At 62.2% G+C, this 14,804-nt stretch carries 7 protein-coding genes; 2 read left to right on the top strand and 5 right to left on the bottom strand.

Going from position 1 to position 14,804, the window contains the following annotated elements:
- Positions 1-14 precede the first annotated feature (14 nt).
- Positions 15-944, top strand: coding sequence for an acetaldehyde dehydrogenase (acetylating) (locus AC5QPF_RS16560; RefSeq protein WP_494958927.1), 930 nt, complete (start codon positions 15-17; stop codon positions 942-944).
- A 10-nt stretch (positions 945-954) separates the two neighbouring features.
- The gene (gene dmpG / locus AC5QPF_RS16565) at positions 955-1,977 is read left to right on the top strand and encodes a 4-hydroxy-2-oxovalerate aldolase (RefSeq protein ID WP_494958928.1); all 1,023 of its coding nucleotides are present in this window, start codon (positions 955-957) and stop codon (positions 1,975-1,977) included.
- 103 nt (positions 1,978-2,080) lie between these two features.
- On the opposite strand, the gene AC5QPF_RS16570 is transcribed toward dmpG, so the two are convergent.
- The 5 genes from AC5QPF_RS16570 to AC5QPF_RS16590 form a co-directional block, all read right to left on the bottom strand.
- Positions 2,081-9,007, bottom strand: coding sequence for an RHS repeat-associated core domain-containing protein (locus tag AC5QPF_RS16570; RefSeq protein ID WP_494958929.1), 6,927 nt, complete (start codon positions 9,005-9,007; stop codon positions 2,081-2,083).
- Positions 9,008-9,185: 178 nt separating this feature from the next.
- On the bottom strand, positions 9,186-10,025 hold the full coding sequence (locus AC5QPF_RS16575; RefSeq protein WP_494958930.1) for an SDR family NAD(P)-dependent oxidoreductase: 840 nt from the start codon (positions 10,023-10,025) through the stop codon (positions 9,186-9,188).
- A 10-nt stretch (positions 10,026-10,035) separates the two neighbouring features.
- Complete coding sequence (locus tag AC5QPF_RS16580) at positions 10,036-10,803, bottom strand: SDR family oxidoreductase (RefSeq protein ID WP_494958931.1); 768 nt, start codon at positions 10,801-10,803, stop codon at positions 10,036-10,038.
- Positions 10,804-10,915: 112 nt separating this feature from the next.
- Entirely contained in the window at positions 10,916-12,151 is a 1,236-nt protein-coding gene (locus tag AC5QPF_RS16585) for a LuxR C-terminal-related transcriptional regulator (protein WP_494958932.1), read from the bottom strand.
- Between the two features lie 147 nt (positions 12,152-12,298).
- Positions 12,299-14,722 carry an efflux RND transporter permease subunit gene (locus tag AC5QPF_RS16590; RefSeq protein WP_494958933.1) on the bottom strand — a complete coding sequence of 808 codons (2,424 nt, stop codon included), beginning with the start codon at positions 14,720-14,722 and terminating at the stop codon, positions 12,299-12,301.
- Between the last annotated feature and the right edge of the window lie 82 nt (positions 14,723-14,804).

Genomic DNA, 14,804 nt, shown 5'->3' on the forward strand with positions numbered 1-14,804 from the left:
CGGAGTCATCGAGCATGAACAAGAAGATCCGCTGTGCGCTGATCGGGCCCGGCAACATCGGCACCGACCTGCTCTACAAGCTCAAGCGCAGCGAGGTGTTGGAGCCGGTGTGGATGGTCGGTATCGACGCCACCTCCGAAGGCCTGGCCCGGGCCCGCGAGCTGGGCCTGAAGACCACCGCCGACGGCGTCGACGGCCTGCTGCCCCATGTGCTGGAAGACGGCATCCAGATCGCCTTCGACGCCACCTCCGCCTACGTCCACGCCGAGAACAGCCGCAAGCTCAACGAGCTGGGTGTGCTGATGATCGACCTGACTCCGGCGGCCATCGGCCCCTACTGCGTCCCGCCGGTGAACCTGGCGGCCAACCTCGGTCTGGGCGCGATGAACGTCAACATGGTCACCTGCGGCGGCCAGGCCACCATTCCGCTGGTGGCCGCCGTGGCCAGCGTGCAGGCGGTGGACTACGCCGAGATCATCGCCACCGCCGCGTCCAGATCCGTCGGCCCCGGCACCCGCAAGAACATCGACGAGTTCACCCGCACCACCGCCAGCGCCATCGAACAGGTCGGCGGCGCCAGGAAAGGCAAGGCGATCATCGTCATCAACCCCGCCGAACCGCCGCTGATCATGCGCGACACCGTGCACTGCCTGACCGCCGACGAACCGGACCAGGACGCCATCAGCCGCGCCCTCGAGGCGATGATCGCCGAGGTGCAGCGCTACGTGCCCGGCTACAAGCTTGTCAACGGCCCGGTGTTCGACGGCAACCGGGTATCGATCTTCATGGAGGTGGAAGGCCTTGGCGACTACCTGCCCAAGTACGCCGGCAACCTCGACATCATGACCGCTGCTGCCGCGCGCACCGCCGAAATGTACGCCGAGGCCATCCTCAAGGGCGAACTGCAGCCGCGCCCGGTCACCGCACAACCCGCCCACGTTTAAGGAGCCCACCATGGACCTTCGCGGCAAACGCATCACCGTGCATGACATGTGCCTGCGCGACGGCATGCACCCCAAGCGCCACCAGATCACCCTGCAACAGATGAAGGACATCGCCTGCGGCCTCGACGCCGCCGGCGTGCCGCTGATCGAGGTCACCCATGGCGATGGTCTCGGTGGCAGTTCGGTGAACTACGGCTTCCCTGCGCACACGGACGAGGAATACCTGTCGGCGGTGATTCCGCTGATGCAGCGGGCGAAAGTCTCGGCCTTGCTGCTGCCCGGCATCGGCACCGTCGACCACCTGAAAATGGCCCATGAACTGGGCGTTTCCACGATCCGCGTGGCCACCCACTGCACCGAAGCCGATGTCAGCGAACAGCACATCAGCCACGCCCGGACGTTGGGCCTGGATACGGTCGGTTTCCTGATGATGGCCCACCTGAACAGCCCGGACGGCCTGGCGAAACAAGGCAAGCTGATGGAAAGCTACGGCGCCAACTGCATTTACCTGACCGACTCCGCCGGCTACCTGCTACCGGAAGACGTCGCGACCCGGGTCGCCGCCCTGCGCGCGGTGCTGAAGCCGGAGACCGAGATTGGTTTCCATGGTCATCACAACCTGTCCATGGGCGTGGCCAACTCCATCGCCGCTATCGCCGCCGGGGCCACGCGTATCGATGCCGCCTGCGCCGGCCTGGGCGCCGGTGCCGGTAACACACCGATGGAGGTGCTGGTAGCGGTGTGCGAGCGCATGGGCATCGAAACGGGGGTCAACCTGTTCCAGATCCAGGACGTGGCCGAGGACCGCGTGGTGCCGATCATGGACTTCCCCATCCGCAGCGACCGCGATGCCCTGACCATGGGCTTTGCCGGGGTCTATGGGTCGTTCCTGCTGTTTGCCAAGCGGGCGGAGAAGAAATACGGCGTGTCGGCGCGGGAGATTCTCGTGGAGATGGGCCGGCGCGGGATGGTCGGGGGTCAGGAGGACATGATCGAGGATACAGCGATGACGCTGGCGCGAGGGCGAGGCTGATTCTGGGGCTGCTCTGCAGCCCTTCGCGAACAGGGTTGGCCCGTACCTTGTGGGAGCGAGCTTGCTCGCGAAGGGCCGCAAAGCGGCCCTATTCACACTGTAACTACGGGAACAACTTCTCCCGCCCCGGGAACGGCCCGCCGACGATGGACACGATACTGGTCGCGCTGGGTGAGGGTGGCAGGAACTTCGAAACCAAGGTGTTCGGCCCGGAGTTCATGTCCAGCATGAAGCCCAGGAAGTCGAACGAATCGTCGACCTGGCGGATGATCCCGGTGTACAGGTTCTTCGTCGAGCTGCTGAGCCGTGCGCCCAGGCTCACGCCGGAAGCACCCGCCACGCGGGCACCGCCGACGAGCGACGGTTCGGGCAGGAAGTACTTGGCGTTGAACGCCTTGAAAGTACCTGCCACCTTGGCCTCTTCCGCGCCGCGAATCAGGCCGTTCAGCCACTGGGTCCTACCTAGTTTGTCCAGACGCAGTTCCGCCGGGGTCTTGATCCAGTTCACCGGGGTCGGATGGGATGGCCCGCCACGCACCTTGAAGATATTGCGTGGAAAACCCTTCCAGCCGTGAACCATCGTCGCAATGCCCGCCGCCGCCCCCGCGATGGCGAAAGCCTGTCCCCAGGTTTCCAGAGTTCTGGCCAGCTCCGGATCGCTTTCGGCGAGGATGATCGAGGCCACGTCAAACGAGAAGGATATGACCGCCAGCGCCGTAGTGGCCACCACCAGCAACGTCGACATCCCTGCCGTGAACGGCGCGAGCACGATACCCAGGGCTCCGGCGACGATACGGAAAGCGGTGGTCTCGATCGCTGGCGCGTATTGCCAGCGTTCGTACTCGGCGACGATCTGGTGGCCGCTGGGGTCTTGCTTGTTGACCGGGTCGCCGTCACAGAACATATAAGAAGCGGCCCCCCCAACCCCGAACGGGCTCAAGCTGTCAGGCGTCAGAAAACGCCCCCAGGCGGGATCGTAGGCACGGTAGCCATTCCCCAGATAGTAAAGTCCCGTGCGGCTCAGTGGCTCCCCCTTGAAGCCCAGCCACGTGGTCGATTTATCCCCGCTGCTCCGCTTCCCATAAGGTGTATAACGGAACAACGTAATGCTCTTCGACTTGAGGTCGATACTGGCGAATACCGTGCCGGACGCATCGCGCAGTTCGAACGAGCGCGTTATCTTGCTGTCATCGCCATCCATGAGCGCATCCTGCATCAGGCAAGCGCGACTGTCGTTGCGCAGCACGAGCGTGCGCTTCGAGTAACCGTCGCTCTTGCCGCTGTCGCTTTGCACTAGCGCATAGACACAGTCGCCACGGTAATGGTAGGTGTCGGTCTTGGTGCCGATCGTGCCACCGCGCACGCGGCCCTCGGTATCGTAGCTGAACGTGTACTTGGTTTTGTCGCCATCAGTGGAATAGGTATTGATCTGACCATTGGCGTGATAGCTCACCCTGCGGTCAAACGCTGCGGTCAAGCGACCTGCAGCATCATAGGTAGGCGTGCTTACTGAAGATGAGGTGTCGTCGAATTCATCGTCATCAAGATCACCAATCCTTCTGATGACTCCCTCCTTCTTGAAGAGGTAATAGAACCGATGCCCCAATCCTTTGGTTATGTTGCCTACACTGTCATAAAAGAACACATCATCCCCCGAGCCTTGCCATTGCTCCAGCCGCAGTGAGCTGTTGTATTTAAAAAGGTCAAAATGCGCCTGGCGATCCGCCTGCTTGCAGTAAACCGCATTCAATCGCCCATCCTTCAACAGGTCGCGATTGAGGGCAAGTTTGTCCACTCCTTCACATGAAAAGGTTCGATCCGTTTCCTGTCCCAGCTCATCGTAGAGGTAACTCACCTTCATGGTCATGCCTGCTTTTACCGCCTTGGTGCTCTCACTGACGAGCAAGCCATTGTCACCATAAACGAACGTAGACTCACAGTGTTCGTTGCTTGAGCGGACCACGCGATTGAAGAAGTCATATTCATAGGTGGTTATCACTCCAGTCAGGTCGGTGAACGACAAGACACGGCCTCCCGTGCTGAACACGAGTTTCGACGTCTGGTCGACGTTACTCTGCTTGAACGTTTGGGTTTGGGTTCTAGATACCTGGTCCAGAGAACTTGAATAACCCTCTACAACCTCTGGTTTCATGGGGGCCGTCTTCAGCGATGAGATCATGGAGCCGCCGACATAGCTGAACTCGGTTTCCCCATCTCTAAGCGACTGGCTGGTGACCCGACCGAGCTCGTCGACGTCCTGTGCACCCAGAGGAATCAAAAAAGGATCAGGGAGGCTCGCACCTGGCACCTCGACATAGCTAATTTCGGATACGGGCGCAAGGGTGGAAGTAGCGTACGAGTTGGTCAAAATCACACCGTCCCTAGCGGTCGTGAGCAGCCGACCTGCACAATCGTATTCGTAGGCAGACGCAGCCCCAAGCGTCGGCTTGGCCTTACTCAACTGCCCGTACTTGTCATGCTCGAACGTGATCTTGTCGTGTTCGGCCTCCTTCTTGTCCTTGTCGACCTTGAGGTAGCGCACCGAATTCATCAGCCCGTCGGCGCTCATGCTGCGCTCGATCTTGCAGCTTGTGCCACCACTGGTGGCATAGTGCTCGGTGAGGGTGTTGGTCGCCGGATTGAAAGCCCGGTCGATGCTGAAAGTGCCCTGAGTAAAGCACTCGCCCTTGACGGCTGGCACCACCGTTTGGGTGATCGTCTTGATTACCTTGCCATCGGCGCCCTTGAGCATGTTGTCAATAGTGACCTTGCCGCTGGTGGCGTCGTAGGTCCAGTTGATCTGACGCTCCGAGATCTTCTTGTTGTCCACGCCATAGTCAGTCTCGACGCTGGTGATGGTGCGGCCACAGGAGTCGTAGACCCAGCGCCAGGTTTCCAGGAAGTCGTCGGCCCCCTGCGGTTTCACCCACATTTTCACCCTGCGCCCCAACACGTCTTTCTCCAGGCGACTAGTGGTATCACCTTCGACCTGCTCGTACTGCCGGCCCAGGTTGCGCACCAGGGTCACCGTGGTTTTGCGCAGAGTGGCCTTGCCCTTGGTCGTCGTCTCGCTGGTCAGGTTGCCTTGACCATCGTAGGTGTAGACGGTCTTGACGCCCTGGCTGTCGACGCTTGCATACAAGCGCCCGGTATGGCGCGAGCGGGTCTGGCTGGAAACGACGTCCGTCATACCCTTGCCTGACACCGTGATTTTGATCACCACCCGGGTGGTGTCGGCGGCATCCTCCGAATAGTCCATCTTGGTGATTCGTCTTGAGGCCTCCACTGCCTTGCCATCCTTGTCCAGCAGCACCCTGTCGATGGACTTCATCGTGCCGTAGCCCGCCTTGGTTTTGTCGGTGTGGTAGTCGTAGGTTTCCACCGACATCGAAGCGCTTTTCCAGTCGCCGAGTTTGTAGCCTTTGGTGTTGACTTCACTCTGTGCCTTCAGGCTCTTTTCCAGTGAATCGAGAGTACTCTTCAACGTCTGCTTGTTATCTGCGTCGGCATAGCCCATCTCTTCCTTCAGATTGTCGATGAGTGGCTGTGCGGCGGCCGTCGCGACCTTGAGTTGCTGCGCGGTAACGTTGACTTCCGTGTAGTTCGGCTGCAGTACGGTGAGCTTTTTCACCATCATGATCCGGCCGTTGACCGACTCGTAGCCGAAGTAGGTCAGGCTGTGCGCCACTTCCTTGTCGCCAACCTTGCGGGTCACCAGTTCGGACTCCACGTCACTAGAGAAAGGCTTGCTACTGCCGCAGTGAACGATATCCACAGGCAAGGAAAAGGCATCCTTGGCGTAGTTGTTCTGCGCCGGTCTCATAAAGACCTTGGCTTTGAGGTAGGTCCCCCAGGTCAAGCCGGCACGTCCTCCGATCAGGCATGCCCATCCAGTAGGCAAAGCGTAGTCAGCCGGCTTCAATAGGTAACCAAAGAGACTGGTGTTATGGACCCTCTCTTCACTCTTGATGACTCCATACTGCTGATAGTTGTTGTAATAGGTGAAACGGGTAATCCGATCGTTCTCTCCACGGATCAAAGGATTGCCGAGGGCGTCGACCGTCAGGGTTTGCTCATCGACCTGTACATCGCCTTCACAAACCTTGGTCGAGGTCACCACGCACTGGTTGGTCTTATCGAGGGTAACGACTTGCTTGCGGTTGACGGGCAGCGTCGTGCCGCCATACTTTTCTTCGCTGCTTTGTTCACTGGAGAAGCTGTGGGTACGGGTGAAGACGGTTTTCGGAATTGCAGCCTTGAAGTAGCCGGTGAGAACGGTGCCCGTTTCGGAGTAGGTGTATTCATGCACCAGATCGTCCATACCGCTGCCAGGGCAGATATCGTGATGTTTGACTTTGCCGTCATCATCGTACTCAAGCGTTTCCTTGTAAACAGCCGTATCGGTCTTGGTGGTCTTGTCCACAGTGAAGGAATATTGCTGCTCCATCTCCACACTTATGAGTCGTTCAGAGCTATCAGTGGTAATTCGATAAATCACCTTACCATCTCCCTCCGGACCGCTGACCTCGATATTGACCTTCAATTTGCTTGGTTGAGTAATTTTCCAGGAAACCTTCTCAGCCGCATTATTTGGATACACAACAATACTATCGAGCACATAGCAAATCCAGCTATCTATGTTAGTTACTTTAGCCTCCAGCAACGCCTCACTACTTCTTGTTATTTTCAGCTCACGCGAGGAGCTATCTATAATGGGGTCGAGCTGAAGTCCGTTCGTAGTAGGGGTAATCTTAAGCTCACTCCCTGATGCAATAGAATACCGACTTAGTGGCAAATATGCCTCCCCATTAACGGACCCTAAATTTACGAACTCATCGACACTTCCATCCTTATAAGTTACCGTGAACCCTACATACTGAAACTCACCGATAGCAACAATAGTTTTTGCCGATACAGTAAAATCCCCTCCATTAACAGGGTCACTCATTGCTGAGTCCACCGTGACTCTGCGGCCATCACGTAAGCGTAAAATGAATTTTCCTTTCCGGGTGGACTTATCTAGAGTTATAGGAAGATATCGGGGAGTTCCACCAAAGCTGAGGAAAACACCACTGTCGAAGGACAGACTGACTTTCAATGGCTCTCTGAAACTGTCATCCGCATAAAAATCCGCCACTGGAATCCGCAACACCGGAATCCCCGTCTGCGCATCCACTGATATCAACCGCTTCGACTCGGCGTATTGCTCAAACAACTGCCTGTCTTCACTGGTCATCCCCGCCTCTTCCACATGGAGACCTATCTCCCCCTCTTCCTCGATAGGCTCCTCAACCGGCACAAAGCCCGACAAAATCTCCGCCTCAACCTCAAACCCCGCCCCCACCGGCGTCCAGAAGCAGTTCCCGTCCTTGCTACCCGACGCCTCGATCACGAACGTCTTCGCATTGGCCTCCCCCGCCCGCAGGAACGTGCACTGCCCATTCACCTGCTCGCACAGATCCTGCATCCATGCCTTCAGCCCCAGGCGCTCCGCCTTGGGCCAGAACACCAGGCTTTCCAGAATCCGCCCGGTCTTGCTGCCTTTGACCCGGATCACCATCTGCTGATCGGCCACGAAGTCCTTCGCACCCAGCGCCGGCCCCTTGACCCAGTTGTCCGGGCTCATGAGCGTGGTAAACGCCCGCTTGCCAGGCGGGCAAGGCCACAGCACCTTGCACGGTTCGCTGCCGACCAGCTTCTGCGCCTCGTCCTTCTTGTCCCCGGCAACGAGCGTCTGGACGGAACTGCTGGACGACACCACCGCCATGGCCACCTGCAGTTCGAGGGAGGGCCACACGGGCAACCAGAACACACTGCCCTTGGCCGCCTCCCTGGCCACGCAGGACTGGCTCGCCTCGTCCTCGACCCACGCCTTGACGTAGCGACTCTGCGCGTTGATATGCAATGCCAGGTCGTGGTGCCATTGGCCGGCCTTGAGCCGGTTGGGGACGGGAGTGAAGGTCAGGGTCTCGCACTCCCGGCCCTGGTCGCGGGTGCTGATGGTGACCTTCACCCGGTCCTTGGCCTTGAGGTCCAGGCTGGGGATCAGGTCGGTCTCTTCCAGCACTTCCTCGCTGGCGTCGTCCAGCACGAAAGCCTTGCCGCGCTCGTCGGCGACGAGGTCACGCTGCACCCTGATGCAGCCGGCGTCCTTCACGTTCGGCAACCTGCCGGCGAGGCACAGTTCGCCCGCATTCACCCCGGCCTGCTGGTACTGCGACACGGCGTTGATCCGCTGGGCCAGCTCCCCCGGCCACTTCGCCTGGCCCAGGAGCGCGCCGGCCACCAGGGGTGGGCTTGCGACCAGGCGGTCGGCGTTGTAGTCGAAGACGAACAGGGGCTGCTTGGCGCCCTCGCCTTCAGCACGTTCGTCCTCGTCCTGGTTTTCGTCGTTCACGCTGACGGCTTCGGGGAACCAGGACACCTTGAAGTCGCCGTTGTACGGCAGCCAGATCCAGTTCTCCGTCGCGCCGGCCTCGGGCCGGATGCTTTCGCCGTTGGCACGGCCGGCGCGCACGAAACGGCTGACGGCGTTGATCCGCTCCGCCAGGTCTTTCGGCCAGTAGTGCATGCCGAACCAGTCGAGGTCGTAGGTGAAGGTCTCCAGCAGAAGGCCATTGGCGGAGCGCACGTTCAGCCGCATGCGCGTGCCGATGGGCTGACTGTGCGTCGCGTGCAGCGGTATGCAGCGCTCGCTGCTCCAGTTCCAGACACCGGGCACGGTGCTGGTCACCAGCAGATCCCGGGAGGACAGGTTCCAGTAGTGGTTGCGGTAACCACTGCTGAGTATCTCCCAATCACCACTGGCGTTTTCCACGCCGGCATGGACCAGGGCCGAGTGCGCGTTGAGGTACTGGCAGAAGTCCTGCACCCAGACGTAACGTGCACGCCGGTCGACACTGGCACGGAAGCTGATCTGCTCCAGCAGGGTGCCCAGCGCCTTGTCGAACACGTTCAGGGTGACCACTTCGCCGACGGCGAGGTCACGCCCCGACCAGACTTCACCGAGGTCTTTCCAGTTGCGTTTCATGCGCGCACGCCTCCGGCCCGGCACCGGAGGCCACGCCATGCGGGCATCGCCAATCGATGCACAGACACAATGATGGGAAACAGCGGATACGCAGATAACGCTAGTGAGCCGCGCCAGCCTTCACAACTGATAAAAATGTCAGGTGGCTGGATATACAGCGCGCTGGCGCGGGCTCGTTTCAGGCCTGTGGCGGGGTGCTCCAGAGGGACATTTCGCGGGCGAACGGCTGGGCAGCAATGGTGCGTTTCTGATACGCCGGCGCCCGCGGGTCGGTGGCCAGCCAGAGCATCACCGCCGCCGGTACTTCGGGCGGCGCGCTGCCGGCGCGCAGGGCGATGACGCCCTGGTCGCCGATAGTGGCTTTCAAGGCGTCGGTGGTCACCACGCCAGGGTTGAGGGTGTAGGCCTGGATGCCCTGCTCACCCAGCTCCGTGGCGACGATCCCGGACAAACGCGACACCGCCGCCTTGCCCGCACCGTAGGCGTAGCCCCAGCCGCCCTTCTCCGCCGCCACCGGCGGGTCGCTCTCACCGGCGCCGGAGGTGACATTGATCACCACGCCGCCGCCCTGCTCCAGCATCGCCTCGGTCACCGCACGGGTGAGCAGGAATGGGGTGAGGATATAGCCATGGAACATGCGCTCCAGGGTTTCGGGCGTCAGCTTCAGGAAACCGGCGTTGAGGTCGCTGCCCTGGTAGATGGCGTTGTTGACCAGCACATCGATACGGCCGAATTCGGCCAGTACCGCCTTGCAGGCCGCCAGGACCGAGCTGCTGTCGAGCAGGTCCATGGGTACCACCAGGGCCTTGCGGCCCAGTGCGCGGATGGCCGCGGCGGTGGCGTTGAGGCTGCCGGCCAGCGGGGCGCCATCGGCATCGCGCAACGAATGGGGATGCACTTGGCCCTCGTCAACCGTACGCGCACTGATCGCCACATCGAAACCGGCACGGGCGAAGGCCAGTGCGGCCTCGCGACCGATGCCGCGGCTGGCGCCGGTGATGAATGCAACCTTGTTCATGCCGGGCTCCTCAGATCTGGCCAGGGCGGACCATGGCGTCCATGCCGCCATCGATGTACATCACGCTGCCGTGGATGAACCCGGCCTGTTCCGACTGCAGGAAAGCGATCAGCGTGGCGATTTCCTCGGGATGGCCGTTGCGTCCCAGCGGCGCGACGAAATCACGGACGGCCTGGCCGAAACGCGGGTCGTTGCGCGAGGCGTCGTGCAGCGGCGTTTCCACGGCACCAGGGGCAACCACGTTGAGGCGGATGCCCTTGGGGCCCCAGGCCGAGGCCAGGCGGCGGGCGTGGTGGGTGATGGCGTATTTCGAGCACGCGTAGGCGACCTGGGGTTCGGCCAGGCTGTCGGCAAGATCGCGGGCGCGACCTTCGTCATTGGCCAGCATGGCCTGGGTCATGGCTTCGCTTTCCGCGCCGGGGCGGATCGCGGCGACCGAGCCGATCACCAGGGCCGCGGGATTGCAGCCCTTGCTCAGGGCATCTTCGAAGCCGGCGAGCAGGTGGCTGACGCCGAAGTGGTTGATGGCGACGATCAGGCCACAGGACGGCGCAGTAACGCCGACGCCTGCGCAGCAGACCAGGCCGTCGAGGACGCCATCGCTGAGCTGGAGGGCTTGGGTAACGGCGGCTTCGCGGCCTTGCGGGGTGGAGAGGTCGGCGTTGACCTCAGCGTTGGCACGATCGATGCCGATGATGCGCTGGCCGGCGGCGCGCAGGGCGCTGGCGACAGCGGCGCCGATGCCGGAAGCGGAGCCGGTGATGACGGTGGTGGGCATTTTCTTGTATTCCGTGATGGATTCGGGGACCGCCTTGCCCGCGAGGGGCTGCGCAGCAGCCCCATCATCGAAGGCTCAATGGATCAAAACATCGTCCAGCCAGACTAAGAATCTATGCTCGCCTGGCGATCGGCACCGCCAACTGCGGCGGCGGCACCTTGACCTTTCCCGGTGCTTTCAAGGGCATCTTCGGCTTGCCCAGGGCCACCACGCTGTTCAGCAGGATGCGCACCAGTTCGGTCTGCCGGCGCACCCCGGTCTTGGAGAAGATCGAACGCAGGTGCGCCCGCGCCGTGTTGCGACGGATATTCAGCTCTTCCGCCGCCTCTTCCAGCGACAGCCCATTGGCCAGCTCCATGGCCAATGCGGTCTCGGCCTTGGTCAGGTTGAACAGTTGCTTGGTCACCAGCTCACTGGCCAGCGACTTGCTCGCGGCATCGCGGATATACACCAGCGCCGCCGGCTTGCCCTTCTCTTCCGCCCAGTCCAGCGACGGGATCGGCTCCACCACCAGGCCGAGGTTGACCTGCCCCGATGGCCGGGTCACCGACATGGCCTCGGCGCTCTTCGGCGCATCCGGGGAGAACGCGGCGCGGATGAGCCGTTGCAACTCGCGGTTGTCGCTCGGGTAGGTGGCTTCCAGGCGCCCGCCCACCAGTTTCAGACCGTCGGCCTGCGCCAGCAAGTCCTGGGCCACCGGGTTGACCCGCAGCACGCTGCCGCTTTCGTCGAGGATCAGGGTCGCCACCGAGAGCCTGCTGATGGCCTGGGAATACAGCTCGCTGAGGGATTCGCTGCGGTCCAGCAGGTTGTGCATCTGCATGCCGCGCCGCAGGTGCGGAAGGAACATCGCGCACAGCGCCCGGTCATGCCGGCTGAACGCCGGGGCGCGCTTGGGCCGGGTGATACGCAGGCGCAGCTTGCCGCCGTCGGGTGTGGAGATGTCGGCGCCCATCACGTGGTACACGTCCTGCGGGCCGCAGAACATCTTGAAGTAGGCCGAATGCTCCCACTGCTCCGCGCTGAGCACGTCGTCGACAGTGAACACATAGTCCTGGGGCAGATTGGTGAAGGGGGTCTGGGTCTGCGGATAGGTCATGTAGCTGACTTCGCCAGCGCCCTCGATATCGCCGACGATGATCATCAGGCCCATGTCCGGCTGGTCCGGCACGCGCAGGATCAGGGTCACGTAGTTAGCGCCGTAAAGGTCGCGGAAGCTGGTGAGGGCCTTGGCCATGTGCCGTGGATCGATGGCGCCGTCGTAGACCTCGCTGACCAGGCGATCGTAGTGGGCCAGGTCGAGACCCAGCGCCTCCAGCCCTTCCTGGGTGAGTACAGGATTCTCCACAGTCTTCTCCTCGCTCGGGTAAGGCCGTGGCCTCCCCTTGTTGTTTTTATGAGTTCGGCTGCTGCACGTGTTGCAAGGCGCGGCTCCGGGGGAGCCGCGCCACAGTCTCGCTGTCTCGCGGAGCGCCCACAATAGGGCGCTCCCTGATTATTCGACGATGGGCGCGGCCGGCTGTCGCTTCGGCCGGAACTCGCCCCGCAGTACTTCGATGGAATGGGCCTCGCGCGCCACCAGCGGCCGACCACGGTTGAACCACGCGGCCAACGCCGGCAGCAGGAAGATCGCGCCGAGCACGTTGACCAGGAACATGAACGACAACAGCACGCCCATGTCGGCCTGGAACTTCAGCGGCGCGAAGGCCCAGGTGCAGACGCCGATGGACATGGTCAGTGCGGTGAACACCGCCGCCGTGCCCCGTTGGCACATCGCCTGGTAGAAGGCCTCGCGCAGGTCGGCGCCGGCGGCCATCTCGTGCTGGATGCGCTCGTAGAGGTAGATGCCGTAGTCCACGCCAACCCCGACGCCCAGCGCCATCACCGGCAGGGTCGCGACCTTGAGGCCGATGCCGAGCAGGGCCATCAGCGCATTGCACAGGATCGCCACGATGGCCAGCGGCACCAGGATGCACAGCACGGCGCGCATGGACAGGAAGGTCAGCCAGCAGAACAGCGCGACCGAGCCGAACAGTGCGGCGAGCATGATCACCTCGGCACGCTTCACTGCTTCGTTGGAAGCCGCCATGACCCCGACGTTGCCGCCGGCGAGGAGGAACTCGACGTGGGGCGTGGAGACTTCGGCAATGATCCGCTTGGCCTCGTTGATCGCATGGCTGATGGTCGCGCCTTCATGGTCGGCCAGGAACACCAGGATCTGCATCTGCTGGCAGCCGTCAGTGACCAGGCCGTCGTCCGGCATGTAGGCGCGGGCGCCCTGGCTCAGGCCGCGGGACGAGCCGGGAATCGCCGCCCAGCGCGGATTGCCCTCGTTGTTGCCGGCGATCACCCGCTTGCCCATGCCGGCCACGCTCTGCACCGACTGCACGCCCTGCACGGCGCGCATGCGGAAATCGAAGCCTTCCACGGCGCGCATGACTTCCGGGTTCAGGCAGCCCTCTTCCACACCGTGGGCCTGGACGAACACCGCCAGCACATCGAGACCGATGGAATAGCTGCCGATGATCCGTGCATTGTCCTGGTTGTAACGCGAGTCGGCGCGCAGCTCGGGGGCTCCGGCGCCGATATCGCCCACCGCCAGGTCGCGGGCCTTCCAGGCGCCGGCAGCCAGCAGCAACAGACTCAAGCCGAACACCGCCAGGGCCGGCCTGGGTTCGGCCAGCGCCGACAGGCGCCACCACAGGGCGTGGCGGCTGTTGGCGTCGGCCTGTTCCTTGCGCAGCAGGCCCTTTTCCAGCGGCAGCCAGGAAATGATGATGGGCAGCATCAGTTTGTTGGTGACGATCATCAGCATCACCCCGATGCAGGCGGTCACCCCCAGTTCGTGGACGATGGGGATGTCGATGAGCATGATCACGGCGAAGCCCAGGGCGTTCATCAGCAGGGCCAGGGAGCCGGGAATGAAGATCTTGCAGAACGCCGTGCGTGCCGCCTGCAGCGAGGTGGCGCCGGCCACCACGTCCTGTTTCCAGGCGTTGGTCATCTGCACCGCGTGGGATACGCCAATGGAGAAGATCAGGAACGGTACCAGGATCGACATCGGGTCGATGCCCAGGCCCAGCAGCGGCAGCAGGCCAAGCAGCCACACCACCGGCAGCAGCGCCACCAGCAGCGCGACCACGGTCAGGCGCAGCGAGCGCGAGTACAGCCACAGCAGCAGGCCGGTGATGACGAAGGCGATGGCGAAGAAGCCGATCACCGTGGTCAGGCCTTCCACCACGTCGCCGACCAGCTTGGCGAAGCCGACGATATTGACCTCGATCTTGTCGCTGGAATACTTCTGCCGCACCTCTTCCAGGCGCTGGGCAATCTGCGTGTAGTCCACCGGTTTGCCGGTGCGTGGGTCGAGGTCCTGCAGGTCGGCACGAACCATGGCGGATTTCAGGTCGTTGGCGATAAGGCGGCCGACCTGGCCGGACGCGGCGGCGTTGCTGCGCACCTGGGCCAGGTCCTCGGGGGTGCCGCTGAAGCGTGGCGGCACTACCACGTCGCCGAAGAAGCCTTCCTCGGTGATCTCGATGTAGCGCACGTTGGCGGTAAACAGCGAGGTCACGCTGGGACGGCTGACCCCGGAGATGAAGAAGACGTCATCGGTGACCTTGCGCAGGGTGTCGAGGAATTCCGGGTTGTAGATATCGCCCTCGCCCTTCCAGTGCACGCTGACCAGGAAGCGGTTGGCGCCGGTGAAGTACTGGCTGAACTTGAGGAAGTTGACCATCCAGGCATGGCGCACCGGGATCTGCTTGTTGAAGCCGGGGTCCAGTTGCGTGTTGAGGGCGCTGTAGCCTAGCCCCAGGCTGAGCAGCACGAACAGCGCCAGCAACCCCTTGCGCCAGGCCATCAGCCAGTCCGCGACGACCTCGACGCTGTGCGTCACCCATTGTTTGACCTGATTCATCCACCCGTCTCTCGTTGGCCTTTGACCGGATAGTCGGGCGGGAGGGGGTTGGGGGCATCGTCCAAACGGGTTAGGTGAACCT

The organism is Pseudomonas sp. Con_6, from assembly GCF_059379395.1.